Annotated in this window: 15 protein-coding genes and 1 tRNA gene; 14 read left to right on the forward strand and 2 right to left on the reverse strand. The window is 38.3% G+C overall.

Annotated features, from left to right (window positions below):
* Positions 1-56 precede the first annotated feature (56 nt).
* Genes A6B45_RS02505 through A6B45_RS02515 form a run of 3 tightly spaced genes read left to right on the forward strand, consistent with a single transcriptional unit; the run spans position 57 to position 3,722 of the window.
* Positions 57-542, forward strand: coding sequence for a PTS sugar transporter subunit IIA (locus A6B45_RS02505; RefSeq protein ID WP_072613194.1), 486 nt, complete (start codon positions 57-59; stop codon positions 540-542).
* Positions 543-544: 2 nt separating this feature from the next.
* Positions 545-2,059 (forward strand): PTS transporter subunit EIIC, encoded by a 1,515-nt coding sequence (locus tag A6B45_RS02510; protein WP_042250766.1) that lies wholly within the window; start codon positions 545-547, stop codon positions 2,057-2,059.
* 13 nt (positions 2,060-2,072) lie between these two features.
* On the forward strand, positions 2,073-3,722 hold the full coding sequence (locus tag A6B45_RS02515) for an alpha,alpha-phosphotrehalase (protein WP_072613195.1): 1,650 nt from the start codon (positions 2,073-2,075) through the stop codon (positions 3,720-3,722).
* A gap of 43 nt (positions 3,723-3,765) precedes the next feature.
* Here A6B45_RS02515 and treR read toward each other — a convergent pair whose 3' ends face one another.
* Both treR and A6B45_RS02525 read right to left on the reverse strand, forming a co-directional pair.
* Positions 3,766-4,488 (reverse strand): trehalose operon repressor, encoded by a 723-nt coding sequence (gene treR, locus A6B45_RS02520; RefSeq protein WP_072613196.1) that lies wholly within the window; start codon positions 4,486-4,488, stop codon positions 3,766-3,768.
* Between the two features lie 9 nt (positions 4,489-4,497).
* Entirely contained in the window at positions 4,498-5,844 is a 1,347-nt protein-coding gene (locus A6B45_RS02525) for an HD domain-containing protein (RefSeq protein ID WP_072613197.1), read from the reverse strand.
* A gap of 61 nt (positions 5,845-5,905) precedes the next feature.
* Between A6B45_RS02525 and A6B45_RS02530 the strand changes: the two genes are divergently transcribed.
* The 11 genes from A6B45_RS02530 (at position 5,906) to alsS (ending at position 18,132) form a co-directional block, all read left to right on the forward strand.
* A complete protein-coding gene (locus A6B45_RS02530; protein ID WP_072613198.1) occupies positions 5,906-6,352 on the forward strand; it encodes a YwiB family protein in 447 nt (148 codons plus the stop codon).
* Between the two features lie 27 nt (positions 6,353-6,379).
* A complete protein-coding gene (gene rpoE, locus A6B45_RS02535; protein WP_072613199.1) occupies positions 6,380-6,964 on the forward strand; it encodes a DNA-directed RNA polymerase subunit delta in 585 nt (194 codons plus the stop codon).
* Positions 6,965-7,171: 207 nt separating this feature from the next.
* Positions 7,172-7,245, forward strand: a tRNA-Lys gene (locus tag A6B45_RS02540).
* Positions 7,246-7,717: 472 nt separating this feature from the next.
* Positions 7,718-9,112, forward strand: a complete 1,395-nt coding sequence (locus tag A6B45_RS02545; RefSeq protein WP_072613200.1) for an amino acid permease — start codon at positions 7,718-7,720, stop codon at positions 9,110-9,112.
* A 92-nt stretch (positions 9,113-9,204) separates the two neighbouring features.
* The gene (locus A6B45_RS02550) at positions 9,205-9,747 is read left to right on the forward strand and encodes a biotin transporter BioY (protein WP_072613201.1); all 543 of its coding nucleotides are present in this window, start codon (positions 9,205-9,207) and stop codon (positions 9,745-9,747) included.
* Positions 9,744-10,049, forward strand: a complete 306-nt coding sequence (locus A6B45_RS02555; protein ID WP_072613202.1) for a CHY zinc finger protein — start codon at positions 9,744-9,746, stop codon at positions 10,047-10,049. Before A6B45_RS02550 ends, A6B45_RS02555 begins: the two co-directional genes overlap by 4 nt.
* A 9-nt stretch (positions 10,050-10,058) precedes the next feature.
* The gene (locus A6B45_RS02560; RefSeq protein ID WP_072613203.1) at positions 10,059-11,036 is read left to right on the forward strand and encodes a biotin--[acetyl-CoA-carboxylase] ligase; all 978 of its coding nucleotides are present in this window, start codon (positions 10,059-10,061) and stop codon (positions 11,034-11,036) included.
* A 204-nt stretch (positions 11,037-11,240) separates the two neighbouring features.
* Positions 11,241-12,854, forward strand: coding sequence for a CTP synthase (locus A6B45_RS02565; protein ID WP_072613204.1), 1,614 nt, complete (start codon positions 11,241-11,243; stop codon positions 12,852-12,854).
* Positions 12,855-12,971: 117 nt separating this feature from the next.
* Positions 12,972-14,771 (forward strand): excinuclease ABC subunit UvrC, encoded by a 1,800-nt coding sequence (gene uvrC / locus A6B45_RS02570; RefSeq protein WP_072613205.1) that lies wholly within the window; start codon positions 12,972-12,974, stop codon positions 14,769-14,771.
* 172 nt (positions 14,772-14,943) lie between these two features.
* Complete coding sequence (gene obgE, locus A6B45_RS02575) at positions 14,944-16,263, forward strand: GTPase ObgE (RefSeq protein ID WP_072613206.1); 1,320 nt, start codon at positions 14,944-14,946, stop codon at positions 16,261-16,263.
* Between the two features lie 183 nt (positions 16,264-16,446).
* Entirely contained in the window at positions 16,447-18,132 is a 1,686-nt protein-coding gene (gene alsS / locus A6B45_RS02580) for an acetolactate synthase AlsS (RefSeq protein ID WP_072613207.1), read from the forward strand.
* The last annotated feature ends 435 nt before the right edge of the window (positions 18,133-18,567 follow it).

Genomic DNA, 18,567 nt, shown 5'->3' on the forward strand with positions numbered 1-18,567 from the left:
GTTATCCTTAGTGTAGTAACTAGTACGTACAAGTTGTTTGATTAAAGGAGAATGCTATGTTTGGATTTGGGAAAAAAATAAGCGAAGATGAGAACGTTTACGCACCAGTAACTGGTGAAGTAATTCCTTTAGACAAGGTTTCGGACCCTGTTTTTGCACAGAAAATGATGGGTGATGGATATGCAGTCGAGCCTAATGCTTCAAAAATTGTTTCCCCAGTTTCTGGGAAGGTGACGATGGTTCAAGGCCATGCTGTAGGTTTGAAACGCTTTGATGACCTAGAGCTGTTAGTGCATATAGGTATCGATACTGTTTCTTTAAATGGCAAACCATTTACAACGGCAGTGAAAGAAGGCGATATTGTTGATGCAGGGGATGACCTGGTAACAGTCAACTGGGATCAAGTGGAAGAAGCTGGTCTTCCAAAAACAACGCTGGTGTTGATTACAAATACAGCAGATAAATTAGAATCAATTACAGTTCATTATGGACCAGCAGTTGCAGGACAACAGTTGGGCAATGCTAAGGCAAGGAGAGACTAATTATGGCTAAGGAAGATTATGAAGGTATGGCTCAAGACATCATCAAAAATGTGGGCGGTAAGGACAATGTTGACAAAGTGATACATTGTATTACACGCTTGCGTTTCTACTTAAATGATGAAACTAAGGCCAATACAGAAGAAATGTCAAAAGTACCAGGAATAGCTGGTGCCGTCTATAACAGTGCGTTGGGACAGTATCAAGTAGTTATCGGACCAGCAGTTGCTGACGTCTACGATAAGGTTGTCGAGCATCTAGGGTCAAGTGTAGTGGACAACGAGGCAACGAATGCAGCAGTAGAAGCAACAAAAGCCAAAGAGCAAAAGCCCAAAAATGTACTTGACTGGTTTAAAGGCGCTTTCCAAACGCTAATTGGTACAATCACTGGATCAATGATTCCAGTGATTGGATTGTTAGCAGCAGGTGGTATGTTAAATGGATTTCTGACTTTATTGTCAGATCCAAATTTGCTTGGTTTAATTAGTACCAAGTCAGATACGTTTACGATTATTCAGTCGATGGCGATGGCACCATTTTACTTCTTACCAGTATTAGTCGGATTTACAGCAGCACAGCAGTTAAAATCAGATCCTTTGGTTGTGGCGGCGATTGGTGCGTTGCTAGTTAAACCAGAAATGATTGGGTTATCAGCAGCAAAGGCTTCGGGTGTGTTGTTAGGTATGCCAATCAATGCACATTTCTTTGGTTTACCAATTACAATTCCTAACTATGCTTATTCAATTTTCCCAATTATTTTTGCAGCATGGTTGGCACGTCCTATTGGCAATTGGCTAAAAGATCATTTACCAGTTTCGATTCGATCAATCTTCCAACCTTTAATCACTATCTTTATTGTTGGTTCTGTTGTATTAGTAATCATGGGACCCGCAATTACAATGATTTCATCCGGTATATCTGTTGCTATTAATGCGTTGCTTAACTTTAACTACGCATTATCTGGTTTGGTTATCGGAGGTTTGTATCAAGTATTGGTTATTTTCGGATTGCATTGGATGGTTGTGCCTCTTATCGCCAATGAAATTGCACAGACAGGTCAGTCACAATTGAATGCGCTGGTTAACTTCACAATGATTGCGCAAGGTGCTGGTGCATTAGCGGTCTTTGCAAAAACTAAGATTGCTAACTTGAAAGGTCTAGCCGGTGCTGGTGCGTTATCAGCCTTTGCTGGAATTACTGAGCCTGCCATGTATGGTATTAATTTGAAATATGGTCGAGTGTTCTGGATGGCTAACTTAGGTGGTGCCACAGGTGGTTTGATTGCGGGACTATTCAATCTTCATATGTATGGTTTCACCGGCTCACTAATTGGGTTCCCATCATTTGCTTCTCCAAAGGATAATCCCAATAACTTATTGATTTTCCTTATTGCCTCAGCAGCAACAATTGCCGTGTCGTTTGTAGCAGTTTATCTATGGGGATTTAAAGACAGCGACACGGAACAAGCAGCCGCACAAGTTGAAAAGAAGAACGTCTTCAAAGATGCCATTTCAAAGTGAGGGATAGAAGATTATGAGTGAATTAGGAAAACATGTTGTTTATCAGGTTTATCCCAAATCGTTTCAAGATAGTAATGGGGATGGTATAGGTGATTTACCTGGTATCATTCAAAGGCTGCCATACTTGGCAAAGCTGGGGGTTACCATGATATGGCTGAACCCAGTGTTTCCATCCCCGCAAAATGATAATGGCTATGATATAAGTGATTATACGGCGATTGATCCATTATTTGGTACCATGACTGATTTTGAGAACCTGGTCAAAGAAGCTAAAACATACCATATGGGTATTATGTTGGATATGGTATTCAATCACACCTCAACTGATCATACTTGGTTCCAAAAAGCGCTTGCAGGTGATCAAAAGTATCAAGATTATTATTACTTGCGACCTTACCGTGATGATGGACATGAGCCAACTAACTGGGTATCGAAGTTTGGTGGTTCGGCATGGGCTAAATTTGGTGATACTAATTTAGCCTACCTGCACTTATATGATCCAACACAAGCTGACTTAAATTGGCATAATCCGGCAGTTCGTCAAGAGCTCTATGATGTTTTAAATTTTTGGTTAGCAAAGGGGGTCCGTGGTTTCCGATTTGATGTGATTAATGTAATCGGTAAATCTGAAGTGCTAGTTGACGATGAAACTGACAATGGCGGAAAGTTTTTATATACTGACACACCAATCGTCCAAGACTATATACAGGAGATGAACGCAGCCACTTTTGGGAAATATCCTGATGTCATTACTGTAGGTGAGTTAAGTTCAACTACTGTGCAAAATACAGCTGCATATACGAATCCTGATAACAAGGCGTTAAGCATGGGGTTCAACTTCCATCATCTAAAAGTTGATTATGATCATGGTAACAAGTGGACAAAAGTGCCTTATGATTTTGAATCATTGCGTCATATCTGGCATGAGTGGAGTCAAGGATTAATGGAGAATCACGGTTGGCCAGCTTGGTTCTGGAATAATCACGATCAACCACGGGCGATAAACCGTTTTATTAAAACACCAAAATATTATCGTGTCGGTGCCAAAATGTTGGCTATGCTTGTCCATTTAAACCGAGGCACACCATATGTGTATATGGGTGAAGAAATTGGCATGATTGATCCAACATATCATAAAATTGAAACGTATGTTGATGTTGAAAGTAAAAATGCTTATCACATGCTATTGGAACAGGGGTTGACGAAACAACAAGCTTTTGAAATTGTTCAAACAAAGTCACGCGATAACTCACGTGTGCCAATGCAATGGTGTAATGAGGCTTATGCTGGATTTTCAACCCATGAGCCATGGCTTCAAAATGCGAATTACGAACAAATTAATGTTGCTCAGGATGAAAAATCAGCTGACAGTTTGTATGTATTTTACCAAGATTTGATTCGTTTACGTCAAGAAAATGAAGTAATTGCTGATGGTGACTATACACCAAAGTATGCAAAATCTGAAGAAATCATTGCCTTTGAACGACAATTAGCGGGGAAACATATTTTGGTTGTCACACACTTTGGTGAAACGCCTGTGTCAATATCTATTTCTGATGAAATTGTTAAAAATGGTCAAGTGTTGGTTACTAACTATCCAGCGCAACCTGTTTCGGGGAAAATGCTTTTGAAACCCTATGAAAGTTTTGCAATTGCGTACTAAATAAAAAACAACTGCTCAAGTACTTAGTATTTGAGCAGTTGTTTTAAGTTGTTTGTCGCCGTGCAAATTCATCAAACTGAAATTGATCAGGTCTATGTCTTGCAATAGTGCGTTGAAAATAGGTTGTGTCAGTTAGGTGACCTTGGCTTTCAACTTGGATTAATCGATTTTCGTCCTCAGGCAAGCCGACTAATAATTTGCGATCCATTGCTGTGACTAGTTCAGCAGTAATTGTTTTTTCAGCATAGGCAACCGACAAGTGTAGGATATTCTCAATATAAGCATAAATAGAATGCTTAGCTATGTCTTTAGTGAGACCGGGAACAATGTCTGCACGGATATAATCTTCGTCAATGACACTATAAATACCGTCGATAATTCGAACACGAATAATATGATATAAAGGCGTGCCAACAGGAAATAAAGTTGTTTTCTGAGTCTTTTTTGTGACGGTAAGATATTCGAATACAGGAACCTCAGTAACAACATGGAAGTGTTGCAGCTCTTCCAATTCATGAAAACTGGTGAGCCCACTTATTGGAAAGTGGCGTAACTGATGAGAAATGACTTGTGAACCTTTACCACGCTGTTTTTGAATAAGCCCTTCTTCGTCTAGTTTTGCGAGCGCTTTACGGATTGTATCGCGAGATGTTTGAAATTGAGTGACCAACTCATTTTCGCTAGGTAGAAAAGAACCAGCGGGGTAAGTATGGTCACGAATGTCATCTTTAATCTGCTGATATATTTTAAAATATAATGGGATCATGTTGAACCTTTAGGATTCTGGATTTGGTGTAGTTAATGCATTGTTACGAATAAAACTGCGGAATTTTTTGAACGTATCAGCGAACAATTCGTCTGGTTCAATATTGAGCATTTCCTTTGGAAAAAAGAATCGCTGATCTATTGAGGCTTTACCTTTAATAGCAGCAACTAATGTGGACATATCTGATAATTCACGATGTGAACCATCGGCTAACAAAAAGTCAATTTGTGTCCTTGGCTTGGCGACATTTGGTTTGTAATCATCATAAGGCAGATCATAAGCATTATTGCGTGCCGTGTAAAATCTAGGATTAAATCCAGCATTATCCACAAGCTGCTCGAGTTCTTCAAGTAGTGGAGCTGTTTCATCGGTGATTTCCATTGATTTTAGCGGGCGGCGTCCCATGAAACGTTGTGATAAATCAGACAAAATAGGATCAGAATGTGATTGCCAAATATTAATATATGTCATAAAAACATTGTCATCGAGCTTTAAATATTCAGATAAGGTTAGTTTTTTGTCGCTAAATAAAGGCGCTAGTAGTGGACCAACAAAATCATTTTCCGCAAACTCGCTAGTTGTATTAGAGCGATACAGTTCTTGTGCGCGTTGTAGTAAATGTTCTAGCAAAACTTCCATGCCACGAGATACTGGGTGGAAGTAAACTTGTAAATACATTTGATAACGTGAAACAATATAATCCTCAACGGCATGCATACCTGCAATATCAAAGGCGATGCCATCAGGGGTTGGTTGCATAGTGCGTAATATTCGATCAATATCGAATTCACCATATTTTGTACCAGTAAAATAGGCATCACGCAGCAAATAATCCATTCGGTCAACATCAATTTGACTAGAAATTAGTTGAACGACTTGTGGGTTTTCATAAGTTTTCGCGATAACACTGGCAACTTTGTTTGGAAAGTCAGTTGAAACTTGCGCCAAGACACGGTGGATTTCTGTATCACCAGTAATAATCTCACGAGTCATTGCCTCATGATCTGTATGAAATAAATGTTCAAAGGTATGTGAGAAGGCACCGTGACCTATGTCATGAAGCAGTGCGGCAACTAGTGTTAGTAGTCGTTCTTTCGGATTCCAAATATCACTGTAGTATTGTTCAAAGCGCTCCGTGATACGGCGAGCAAGTTCATAGACACCGACTGAATGGCCAAAGCGAGAATGTTCTGCTCCATGAAAAACAGAACTTGTTATACCTAATTGTTTTACACGACGCAACCTTTGAAATTCAGGGGTATTGATGAGATCTAAAATAATAGGATCTTCAATATGTATGAAGTTATGGATTGGATCGCGTAGTACTTTTTCTTTAGGTAATTTTTCTTTTAACATAGTAAGCCCTTTTGCTGTTTCTTATATTATAATAGATTTTAGATTAAAATAGGGGTAAATTATGGCAATTAAAGACCAAACAGACGTTGAAATTCATCTAAAAACGAAAATTCGTCAAGAAAATGATCTTGAAGAGTTTGAATTTCATACAAATGGACAACTTTTTTTGAAAAACAATGCACTTTATTTACGATATACAGAAGTAATTGAGAATCAAAAAACACAAATTATGTTTAAGTTTGAAGAGAACCGTGTACGTATGAATCGATCAGGTGACATTTTAACAAAGTTCTCCTTTGTTAAATCACAGCGTATCCCTGCTTTGTATCAAACACCAACTGGGCAGATGCAGTTGGAAACACTAACTACATTAATGGCGCTAAACATAGATCATGAAGAAACGCGTGGTGAAGTTGCGATTGACTATGTTCTTTATGCTATGCAACAAATTGTTGGACAATATGAAATTCGGTTGCAATTTATGCCCAAATCTAGTATGCTAGATTAGTTAGAAACCCCCGAAAGGACGTAGAACATGTCACTTACAACATTAGGCAATCACCCTAAAGAAGAATTTGCATTGGTTGAAATTGCAACAGCCATTTTGACAGAACATAAAGAAGCGATGCCTTTTAGTTCATTAGTTCAAGAAATCCAGGAATTTTTGGAAATTGATGCAGAGACGTTTAAACCACGTCTTTCACAATTTTATACAGATTTGAACACTGACGGTTCATTCATTTCACTTGGAAATAATGAATGGGCTTTGCGTGCGTGGTATCCAGTTGATGCAATCGACGAATCTATCCATGAGCTCGATGATGAAGAAGATGCTCCTAAGCGTAAAAAGTCAGCTAAAAAGAAAGTTAACGTATTTGCTGATAATGCTTCAGATGACGATGTTATCGATTATAATGACGATGATCCTGAAGACGAAGACTTTGGTGCGGTTACTGATGATGATATAGAGACTGACGACGAAGAAACTGAAGTTGAAAGCGATGATGCTGATAGTAATGAAATTGATTTATCAGATGATGAATCAATCGATGCCAATATGACAGAGTTATCTGGTGGCGATGATCTTGATGATCTGAGTGACGGCGACCAAGAAAAATAATCTAGAATGAAAACTACCTGATAGGTAGTTTTTTTCTATAACAATTCACAAAAAAATTTTAATTTTTGTAAGTAAAAACGGCTATGTGAATGCTTTTTCGGTTAAATGATAAACGTCGATCAAAAAAAGTAATTTAATTTTAAAAAAAGGGTTGCTTTTTGTTTGGAAAGTCTGTATTATATATAAATGTGCTAAGGCATAAGAAATGCTCCTGTAACTCAGTTGGTTAGAGTAGGGGATTTTTAATCCCAAGGTCCTCGGTTCGAATCCGAGCGGGAGCACTGACGTAAAGTTGGCGACCTTTGGGATAATCCATTAAAAAGAATTGTTCGTTCAGAACAATTCTTTTTTTGTATATCAATTAAGATATACAGGGGAAAGTTGTGTTTTAAATACTGGTTAAAACTGACTTTGCAAAATAAGTAAATATAGTGTATTATAGATGAAAACGTTGAAGAGGAAGAGTACTAATAGTTGTTGTTTGAGAGATGTCATGGCTGGTGAAAATGACGCAATGCTGTTTGGAAAACTACCTTGGAAGTGACATACGAGTAGCACGAGTGAAAGTATGACCGGAGTCATTGGTCGTTAACCTGATGAAAGAGTTGAGATGAAGCACAGCTAATAAGGAAGTAATTATTTTTACTTGGCTTTATTTTGAACTATTCATGAGGTGGTACCGTGCAAAAAGCGCCCTTAGATTTAAGATTCTAAGGGCGCTTTTTTATTCGTTTTAAAGAAAAGGAAACTGTCATGGCAGAGAAACAGAATAGAGAACTAAACAGAGACTTATCGTCTCGACAAATGCAAATGATTGCGCTTGGCGGCACAATTGGTGTTGGCTTGTTTATGGGATCAGCATCTACAATCAAGTGGACAGGAGTATCAGTCCTTTTGGCTTATGCAATAGCTGGGTTGGTCTTGTACCTAGTAATGCGTGCTTTGGGAGAAATGCTTTATGTTGATCCCTCTGTGGGATCATTTGCGAACTATGCAACCAAGTATATTCATCCGGTCGCTGGATATTTAACCGTTTGGGCAAATGTTTTTCAGTGGTTAACAGTTGGTGTTAGTGAAACCATTGCTGTAGGAATATATCTAGATTACTGGTTTCCAAATATACCCAGTTGGGTCACTGGAGTAGTCGTATTGGCGATGTTAACTGCCGCAAATTTGGTGACGGTTAAAGCTTATGGTGAAATGGAAACATGGTTCTCACTAATTAAAGTGATTACAATTGTGTTTATGATTATCTTAGGATTGCTAGTCATTGTATTAGGATTTGGGAATCATTGGCATCCAATTGGTTTTTCAAACTTGTGGACACATGGACCTTTTTTTGCAGGTGGTGTGAAAGGGTTCTTCTTCGCCCTATCTATTGTAATTACATCGTACCAAGCGATTGAAATAATCGGTATTACTGCTGGTGAAGCTGATAATCCTCAAGTTGCTATCGTGAAATCAATTAAGTCAATTGTAGCTCGTATACTAATATTCTATATTGGGGCAATTTTTGTTATTATCACAATTTATCCCTGGGACAAATTAGATCAAGTTGGTTCTCCATTCGTTGAGACTTTCTCACGTGTTGGTATTACAGCAGCTGCTGGGATTATTAATTTTGTGATGATGACAGCAGCAATGTCAGCTTTGAACTCTGGAATTTTTTCTTCTAGTCGCATGTTATACACTTTAGCGCTTGGCAAAGAATTATCACCAAGATTCTTAAAGCTATCTAAGCATCGTGTGCCTACATTACCGGTGTTAGCTATTTCAGGCGGAATTCTTTTAGGCATTATTTTAAACGCTGTACTGCCTTTGTTTTGGAATGGAAGTTCAAGTATTTTTGTGTTAGTTTATTCTGCCAGTACATTACCTGGAATGGTGCCTTGGTTTGTTATTTTGTGGAGTCAAATAAAATTCCGAAAAGAAAATGCTAGTCAGATGGTTAACCATCCTTTTAAAATGCCATTTGCACCTTATACAAATTACTTTGCAATTCTGATGTTGCTTGTGACACTTGTATTTATGGTATTCAATCCAGATACTCGTGTGCCACTTTTCATAGGACTCGGATTTTTAATTATTATGACAATTGTTTTTTTTGCAACGAGAAAACATCATCATTCGTTAGATAAAACAAATTAATCAAAAACGCCTAAGGCGTTTTTTTTTCACGCTTGACATTGATATTTTAGTAAACTAAAATTTATACTATGGTTTACTAAAAGGAGAGCGTTATGAAAACACGAGCTTTGGCAACATCAGCTATTATGTTAGCTGTGATTATTGTTATGGGTGCTATTCCTAGCATTCCGTTAGGATTTATTCCCGTTCCAATTGTTTTGCAAAATATGGGTATTATGTTAGCCGGTGTGATTCTTGGTAAAAAATATGGATTCATTACCGTAGTTGGTTTTTTATGTTTAGCTGCATTAGGATTACCAATCCTAAGTGGTGGACATGGCGGTTTTGTTGTTTTCATCGGTCCAACTGCTGGATATTTGTATGCATATCCAGTAGCAGCATTCTTAATTGGTTGGGCAACAGAATGGTTGCGTAAAAATAAAAAGTTTAATTTTGTAACTTTATGGATTGCATTACTGGTATTAGGTGTATTACTTATTGATACGTTGGGTGCTGTGGGACTCAATATTGCCGCGCAGATGCCATTGGATAAGGCATTAATTTATCAAATAGCCTTTTTACCAGGAGATATTATCAAGTCTATTTTTGCAGTGGCAATTGCTGTTGTATTGAACAAAAGAAAGCTTTTACTGTGATTAAAGGAATAAATATTGATCCACAAGGCCGCTGTAAACATTGGCACAGTGAAGTTGACATTGTGGCAAATCGTTGCGCTAAATGCCGAGATTTTTATTCATGCTATCTTTGTCATGATGAATTGACTACTCATGAATTTATGCCAATGCTAATAGACAGCGAAGAAATAGCCGTTATTTGTGGCGTGTGTGAGTATAAAATGACCGCTTCTGTGTATTTGAATTCAGCCTACAAACGTCCAAATTGCCAGCATTTATTTAATCCTGGCTGTGCATTGCATAAAAATACGTATTTCTGTTAAACTGAAATTATGAATACAGCTGAACGACTTTTAGGATACTTTGTTAAACATGAAAGTGAATATTTGAGTGGAGAAACACTGGCTAATCATCTAGGAGTAAGTCGAGCGGCTATTTGGAAAGCTGTTCAAAAACTAAATGAAAATGGACATCAAATAGAAAGTCAACATCGAAAAGGGTATTTATATAAAGAAACAGGTGTGTTAAGTGTTCCGGTTATTAAAACATTAGCTTTCTCTGACTGGGATGTAAAAGTATTTGAACAGTTGAATTCTTCGAATTCATACGCTAAAACGGCATTGGCAGCTGGAGAAATTACCAAGCCTACAGTTATTATTGCTGATCATCAAAAAGCGGCTTACGGACGTTTTAGACGCTCTTTTGTAGCTCAGAGTCAAACAGGTATCTATTTATCTTTTGCTTTACCAGTGAAGGATAATACAAGATTAGATCCTGGCTTACTAACGACGGCAACGGCTGTTGTGGTGAGAAATGTAATAAAAGAGACATTAGGTTGCCAATTATCATTTAAATGGGTTAACGACTTGATTTTTAATAATAAAAAAGTTGGCGGTATTTTAACTGAAGGCGTACTTGACATTGAATCACAAAGTTTGTCGTCGTTAGTGGTTGGCATTGGGTTGAATATAATACAACCAACTCATCTCTCTAATGAATTACAGGAAAAAGTGGGTGGTATGGTGCCAGACCTATTCTTTTCAAGAAATATTATTATTGCAAAGCTAATTGATTCTTTTTCTGCGATGATAGAAAAGTACCATACGGGTATCTATTTGTCTGAATATAGAGCGCACAATATTGTTTTAGGGCATGAAGTAACCGTTCAATTTGGTACACAGCAAATGAACGGGAAAGCTATTGCAATTGGCGACAAAGGTGCATTAATTCTTGAAACCTCAGATGGTAAAACAGTTACAATTTCTTCAGGTGAAATAATTAAACTGAATATTTGTGGGCAAGCTTATTGATATAAGATTAAAGTTAAAAATAAATACAACATTCATTTGACAAATCCCCCCTAACTCTGTAGTATATATTAGGGCTCCCAATTAAAGGGACAGACGTTAAAAGCTCCCAAGTTGATCTTGGGGGCTTTTCTATTTTATTTAACCCCCCAGTTGTCGCAATAAAACGTGTTAAGCCAATGCGCGTTTGAATTATGAGGAGGCATTATGGCAGATAAACAAGTGAAGTATATTTTTGTTACCGGTGGTGTTGTTTCATCTCTTGGTAAAGGAATAGTTGCAGCATCATTAGGTCGATTGCTCAAAAACCGTGGATTGAAATTAGCTATTCAAAAATTAGATCCATACATTAATATTGATCCTGGTACAATGTCACCATATCAACATGGTGAAACATTTGTTACTGGTGATGGTTTAGAAACTGATTTGGATATGGGACACTATGAGCGTTTCATGGACATTAATACAAACATGTATTCTAACGTGACAACAGGGCGTATTTATTCTGAAGTTTTGGCAAAGGAACGTCGTGGTGATTATAACGGTGGTACTGTGCAAGTGATTCCTCATATCACAAATGCCATTAAAGAAAAAATGCAAAAAGCCGCTGAATCAACAGATGCTGATGTCGTAATTGTTGAAGTTGGTGGAACAGTTGGTGATATTGAAAGTTTGCCATTTGTGGAAGCACTGCGCCAAATGAAGTCAGATCTAGGTAGCGAGAATGTTTTCTATATTCATACTAGTTTGATTATTTACTTAGCTGCTGCTGGTGAAGCAAAAACAAAGCCAACGCAACATTCTGTAGCACAATTACGTTCGTTAGGTATTCAACCTGACATGATTGTCTTGCGTACACAACGTCCTCTAGAAGAGAGTTTGAAGCAAAAAATATCAACATTTACCGATGTGAACGAAAATGCAGTTATTGAATCTCGTGACGTAGAAACACTTTATGAAATTCCGTTGAACTTGCAAGCACAGGGTATGGATGATGTTGTATTAGAAAAACTAAAGCTTGATGCACCGAAAGCAGACATGTCTGATTGGTCAAAGATGGTTGAATCAATTAAGCATCCTAAGAAGTCGGTCAATGTAACCTTGGTTGGTAAGTATACTGATTTGCCTGATGCTTATATTTCCGTAAATGAGGCATTAAAGCATGCTGGTTATTCGCAAGATGCCGATGTAAACATTAATCATGTTAAATCAGAAAATGTTACACCAGAAAACGTTGCTGAATTATTAGCAGGTGCTGATGGTGTGATTGTACCTGGTGGATTTGGTGAACGCGGTACTGAAGGTAAGATTCAAGCCATTCGTTATGCGCGTGAAAACAATATTCCTTTCTTAGGTATTTGCTTAGGTATGCAACTTGCTTCAATTGAATTTGCTCGTCATGTTTTAGGTTATAAGGATGCGAATTCAACAGAATTAAATCCTAATACTTCAGCGCCAATTATTGATTTGATGAAAGATCAAGCCAATGTCGAAAACCTAGGTGGTACGCTACGTCTGGGGTTATATCCAGCAATGCTGTTACCTGGCACATTGACAGCCAAGGCTTATGGGGATCAACCGGAAATCGAACAACGTCATCGTCATCGTTATGAATTCAATACACAATATCGTGAAGAATTTGAGAAGGCGGGTATGTTATTCTCAGCAACATCCCCTGATAACCGTTTGATGGAAGTTATTGAGTATCCTAAGAATGATTTCTTTATTGCAGCACAATATCATCCAGAATTTTTGTCAAGGCCAGATCGCCCCGAAGGCTTGTATCATGACTTCGTGGCTGCCGCAATTAAAAATAATTAATTCATAGCATTTTTTAGTTAGATAAAATATCCCTTTAACACTTTTCGTGTAATGGGATATTTTTTTAATTAAGATTTTGGGAGCTGACAAACTTGACAGACAAGGTATAATAAAAACATGTTAGCAAATACAACACAACATATCGAACAAAAATTAATTTTATTACCCAGTGAACCTGGTTCATATCAGATGAAAGACCAGAATGGCAAAATTATTTATGTTGGTAAGGCCAAAAACCTAAAAAATCGTGTTCGATCATACTTTAAGCAAGATCATGACGGAAAGACAGCTGAATTAGTATCCAAAATAGTTGATTTTGATTTCATCGTGACCAATTCTGATAAAGAAGCTTTTTTGTTAGAAAATGAATTGATCAAGAAGTATAAACCATACTACAATATTCGTTTGAAGTATGGTACAGGCTATCCCTATATCAAGATTACAAAAGAACGTAATCCAAAAATGGCTTTGGTTAATGAGGTAAAAAAAGATGGTGGTTTTTATTTTGGACCTTACCCAAACGTCTATGCTGCCCAAGAAACGCTAAGGTTTCTAGAGAAGAACTATCCATTGCGACGCTGTAACGGGCCACAGGGTAGACCGTGCTTGTACTATAATATGGGTCAATGTCTGGGCGCTTGTTTCCGTGATGTTCCTGTCCAAGAATATAATGATCAGATCAGCCGAATCAAAAAGTTTCTTGATGGTGATACAAAGATTGTCAAGAAACAAATAGCTGAAAAAATGCAAGTTGCAGCATCGTCATTGGAATTCGAACGGGCAGCGGATTTGCGTGATCAGTTAAAGTATATCGACGAAACTGTTGAGAGCCAACGTGTGCTATCAAAAGACACCACACCAAGAGATCTATTCAATTATTATATGGATAAGGGCTGGATGACTGTTGAGGTATTCTTTCTACGGCAAGCCCGTTTGATTCGTCAATTTAAGCGGACATTTTCCATTGTCGGTGATGCTGATGAAGAAGTTTCCAGTTTTATTCAGCAATTTTATTCGCAAAAAAATATTCAAAAACCACGCGAAGTTCTGGTACCAAAAGGTATTGATACAAAAGCACTTTCTGCTGTTCTAGAGGTCCCAGTTAGAATTCCTGTGCGTGGCGAAAAACGAGAGTTACTTGATTTAGCTGCTAAAAATGCTCGTATTGTGTTAGAGGAAAAATTCCGACTAATGCAATTGAATGAGCGAAAAACGACTGGGGCAATGAAGGAAATTACTGATGCACTTCAAATACCTATGGGTCATCGAATTGAAGCATTCGATCACTCTCATACACAGGGAGTTGAGATTGTCAGTGCCATGGTTGTTTTTGACGATGGGGTCCCTAATAAAACAGAGTACCGTAAATATAAAATTAAATCGACAGATCATGCAAATGAATGGGCAGAAACGCAAGAGGTTATTCGTCGCCGATATTCTCGTCTATTAAAGGAAGGTGGCGACTTTCCTGATTTAATTTTAATGGATGGCGGTGAAATTCAATTGCATGCGGCGCAAGAAGTGTTAGAGGATGAGCTTGGGTTAACAAATATACCAATTGCCGCGATGGTTAAAAATGATAAGCATAAGACGGCCGATCTAATCGATGGTGTGACTAATCAGATAGTTACTCTTGATAAACAATCAGAGGGTTTCTTTTTAATACAACGAGTACAAGAAGAGGTACACCGATTTGCTATTAGTTTTCATCGTCAGCTACGTTCAAAAAACTCACTTGCTTCGCGTTTAGACACGATACAAGGTGTTGGTCCTAAAACAAGACAAAAGCTTTTGCGAGAGTTTGGGTCGTTACCCAAAATTACCGCAGCAAGTGTTAGCGACTTAGTTGACATTGGTATTAATGAAAAATTAGCACGTGTGATTCATTTGTCGCTCTCGGCAGGTGATAATAGCTAAGATGGCTTATATATGTTAAACTAGAGTGTTAATTATTCGCAAGCTCTTCGTTGTAGAGCAGTAAAGGAGAAAAGGCGCTGCAGGATAGCCAGCTAAACGATTAAGTTAAATGTTAATTTTTTAATTTTTGAGTTTACAAGTAAAGGATATATCTGCTCGCGCTCTAATAGATATGGCATTCGTAGATCAAGCACAAATAGAAGTAAAGGCCGGAAAAGGCGGTGATGGTATTGTTTCATTCCGTCATGAAAAATTCGTAGCAATGGGTGGACCCTTTGGTGGTGATGGTGGTCATGGTGGCTCAATCATTTTTAAAGTAGATGAAGGTCTGCGCACATTGATGGATTTTCGTTATAATCGGCATTTTAAAGCGCAACCAGGTGGTAATGGTGGCACAAAAGGGATGACCGGTGCTTCAGCTGATAACCGTGTAGTTAAGGTACCACAAGGTACCACCGTTAGCGACGCTGATACCGGTGAAGTATTGGCTGACATGCTCGAAAACGGCCAAGAACTTGTGGTCGCTAAAGGCGGGCGTGGCGGACGTGGAAATATTCATTTTGCTACGCCAGCAAATCCAGCGCCAGAATTGTCAGAAAACGGTGAACCTGGCCAAATTAGGAATCTAAAGCTAGAGCTTAAGGTACTGGCCGATGTTGGTTTAGTTGGATTTCCTTCTGCCGGTAAATCAACGCTCCTGTCAGTTGTTTCAAATGCTAAACCAAAAGTAGCGGCTTATCATTTTACAACATTATCACCAAACATTGGTATGGTTCGTCTAGATGACGATCGTGATTTTGTCATGGCTGACTTGCCAGGATTGATTGAAGGTGCTTCTCAAGGTATCGGGCTGGGCTTCCAATTCTTACGTCATGTGGAACGAACAAAAGTTATTCTGCATCTAGTTGACATGTCAGGTATTGAGGGAACAGATCCCTACACACAATATCGTAAAATACTAGATGAGCTACAACAATATGATGAAACAATTTTAAACCGACCACAAATTGTTGTACCAACTAAGATGGACATGCCTGACTCTGAAGAAAATCTTGCCAAGTTTAGGAAAGAAATTGCTACCGATTCTGGGTTACCCATTCAACCAGAAATTGTACCGATATCATCAATTACACGCGATGGCGTCAAGGACTTAATGCGTTTAACAGCAGATATGCTAGCCACAGCACCTGCGCCTGAAAGTTATCGACCAGAGACCAAAAAAGATGCATCTGAAAAGAGCTACACGTTCAAACCGGAAACTCATGATTTCACAGTCGAGTGGATTGAGGATGAAGAGCGTTGGTTGCTTAGTGGTACTGAAATCGAGAAGTTATTCTTAATGACTAATATTCAGCGTGATGCAACAATTATGCGATTTGCTCGTCAACTACGTCATATGGGCGTTGATGATAAACTTCGTGAAGCTGGAGCTAAAGATGGTGATGATGTTCGCATCAATAATTCTGACTTTGTATTTGAATTTAGTGAATAAAATATTCTCAAAAAGGGTTTGTCAATAAGACAGCCCTTTTTTTTTACAATTTTAAAAGATCTATATCTATTCTTGTGAAAATAGTACCTTGTTGTATGAGCGATCTTCACAATTTTAAGACTACTCAAATTTAATCAAGAGTGCTATGATGAAAATATTAAGATAAGGTGAGGCAAATGAATCATGGTAAATAAAAAGTATGGTGCAGATATTGTTACTGAGAGTTTAGTCAATCATGGTGTTGATTTGGTTTTTGGAATTCCAGGTGCCAAAATTGATCGCTTATTTGAAACATTAGAACATCCAGCCGAAGGTCAAAGAGTACCTAAATTAGTTGTTGCACGTCACGAACAAAACGCAGCTTTTATGGCACAGGCATTTGCTCGTATAACAGGGAAAACAGGTGTTGTGATTGCCACCTCTGGCCCAGGCGTCGGCAACTTAGCTACTGGATTAATGACAGCAACTGCTGAAAGCGATCCTATTGTAGCCATTGGTGGTCAAGTACCGAGAAATGATTTATATCGTTTGACTCATCAATCAACAAATTCAGTGGCATTGTTTAGTCCGATTACAAACCTCGCTTCAGAAATTCAAGATCCAAATAATATTTCAGAAATTATTGCTAACGCTTTTGCAGCCGCTAATGGTGCCAAAAAAGGTGCGACTTTTGTTTCATTGCCACAAGATGTAGACGATGCACAAGTAACTATTGACGCACTTCCTGAAACTACACCTGCACAGCAAGGCGCGGCCGCTATTAAGGATATTGATTGGCTAGCTGAACAAATTAAGGCTTCAAAATTACCGGTGTTGCTTGTGGGATCACGTGGATCTGATGATGCTACCGTTACTGCGCTACATCAATTGCTGAAACAAACGACTTTGCCAGTCGTTGAAACTTTCCAAGGCGCTGGTGTCATTTCACGTGAATTAGAACCGGAAACATTTTTCGGTCGTATTGGCTTATTCCGTAATCAAACTGGTGACAAACTGCTAAAGCAATCAGATTTAGTGGTTACATTGGGTTATGACGCGATTGAATATGAGCCACGTAACTGGAACAAAGAAAACAATCTGAACATTGTCGCTTTGGATACAACGCCAGTTCAAATTGATAATAATTTTGTACCGCAACGGCAGTTGGTCGGGGATTTAGCACAGAGCCTGCGTTTGTTGATGGAACGTCTTAACGGATATGAATTGCCAACCACTAGCAAAGAAGTATTAAAAAAATTGAAAGAAGATCTACGAGCATCTGACGAACCTTCTTATACACCAGCACAAGGGAATTTGAATCATCCGTTGGATATTATTAAGTCGATCCAAGCCCATGTGACAGATGATATGACAGTATCAACAGACATCGGTTCACACTATATTTGGATGGCACGTCACTTCAAGTCTTATGTTGCGCGTCATTACCTTATCTCTAATGGCATGCAAACGCTTGGGGTAGGGTTACCTTGGGCTTTAGCGGCGGCAATGGTTCGTCCTAATGCCAAATCGGTATCAGTATCTGGTGACGGGGGTTTCTTTTTCTCGGCGATGGAATTGGAAACGGCAGTACGTTTAGGATTAAATACAGTTCATATCGTTTGGAATGATAATGCATATTACGACATGGTTAAGTTCCAAGAAGAAATGAAGTACAACGGCCAGTCAGCAGGAGTTAAGTTTGGTAATATTGATTTGGTTAAGTACGCTGAAAGCTTTGGGGCCAAAGGCTTACGTGTTGAAACACCAGATGAGCTTGATACTGTGTTAGACGAGGCATTTGCAACACAAGGACCTGTTGTTGTAGATATTCCGGTAGATTATTCACATAACTATGAGCTTGGTTCACAATTGATTGGTTCTGAAGGATAATATTATTACTAAGTTTTATAATTAAAAAGGAACAGGCGTAACATTAGCCTGTTCCTTTTCTATATGTTAAACTGGTTTTTCTATAGTTCGTGTTAATAGGATGCTTTCAAAGACCACAAATACAATTAACTGAGGCCAAAAGGTAAGGCCTAAAATGTTACTTGTAAGAGTAGTAGTGAGCATGAAAGTACAGACGATATAACCAAAGTAGTAAAGTGACAATAATTTATAGGGGACGCTAGAATTATTTGTTAAACGAGGCAACTGAAGTAAGTAAATTAATGCAATTAGGGTTGTAATGATTATTATAAAGCGGAATCTTATACTACTTTGAGGATGAAAATACCAAAAATCAATATGACCTATAATTGCGATAAAAATAATGAAAAATAGATCATAGAGTCTTTTGGACCTTGGTCGGCCACCATCCCAATT

It is taken from the genome of Leuconostoc suionicum (genome assembly GCF_001891125.1).
GTDB classification, from domain to species: domain Bacteria; phylum Bacillota; class Bacilli; order Lactobacillales; family Lactobacillaceae; genus Leuconostoc; species Leuconostoc suionicum.

What these genes read in the sequence shown, in the direction of transcription:
- A6B45_RS02505 (WP_072613194.1), top strand. Translation starts at nt 57, where the DNA reads ATGTTTGGATTTGGGAAAAAAATAAGCGAAGATGAGAACGTTTACGCA.
- A6B45_RS02510 (WP_042250766.1), top strand. Translation starts at nt 545, where the DNA reads ATGGCTAAGGAAGATTATGAAGGTATGGCTCAAGACATCATCAAAAAT.
- A6B45_RS02515 (WP_072613195.1), top strand. Translation starts at nt 2,073, where the DNA reads ATGAGTGAATTAGGAAAACATGTTGTTTATCAGGTTTATCCCAAATCG.
- treR (WP_072613196.1), bottom strand. Translation starts at nt 4,488, where the DNA reads ATGATCCCATTATATTTTAAAATATATCAGCAGATTAAAGATGACATT.
- A6B45_RS02525 (WP_072613197.1), bottom strand. Translation starts at nt 5,844, where the DNA reads ATGTTAAAAGAAAAATTACCTAAAGAAAAAGTACTACGCGATCCAATC.
- A6B45_RS02530 (WP_072613198.1), top strand. Translation starts at nt 5,906, where the DNA reads ATGGCAATTAAAGACCAAACAGACGTTGAAATTCATCTAAAAACGAAA.
- rpoE (WP_072613199.1), top strand. Translation starts at nt 6,380, where the DNA reads ATGTCACTTACAACATTAGGCAATCACCCTAAAGAAGAATTTGCATTG.
- A6B45_RS02545 (WP_072613200.1), top strand. Translation starts at nt 7,718, where the DNA reads ATGGCAGAGAAACAGAATAGAGAACTAAACAGAGACTTATCGTCTCGA.
- A6B45_RS02550 (WP_072613201.1), top strand. Translation starts at nt 9,205, where the DNA reads ATGAAAACACGAGCTTTGGCAACATCAGCTATTATGTTAGCTGTGATT.
- A6B45_RS02560 (WP_072613203.1), top strand. Translation starts at nt 10,059, where the DNA reads ATGAATACAGCTGAACGACTTTTAGGATACTTTGTTAAACATGAAAGT.
- A6B45_RS02565 (WP_072613204.1), top strand. Translation starts at nt 11,241, where the DNA reads ATGGCAGATAAACAAGTGAAGTATATTTTTGTTACCGGTGGTGTTGTT.
- uvrC (WP_072613205.1), top strand. Translation starts at nt 12,972, where the DNA reads ATGTTAGCAAATACAACACAACATATCGAACAAAAATTAATTTTATTA.
- obgE (WP_072613206.1), top strand. Translation starts at nt 14,944, where the DNA reads ATGGCATTCGTAGATCAAGCACAAATAGAAGTAAAGGCCGGAAAAGGC.
- alsS (WP_072613207.1), top strand. Translation starts at nt 16,447, where the DNA reads ATGGTAAATAAAAAGTATGGTGCAGATATTGTTACTGAGAGTTTAGTC.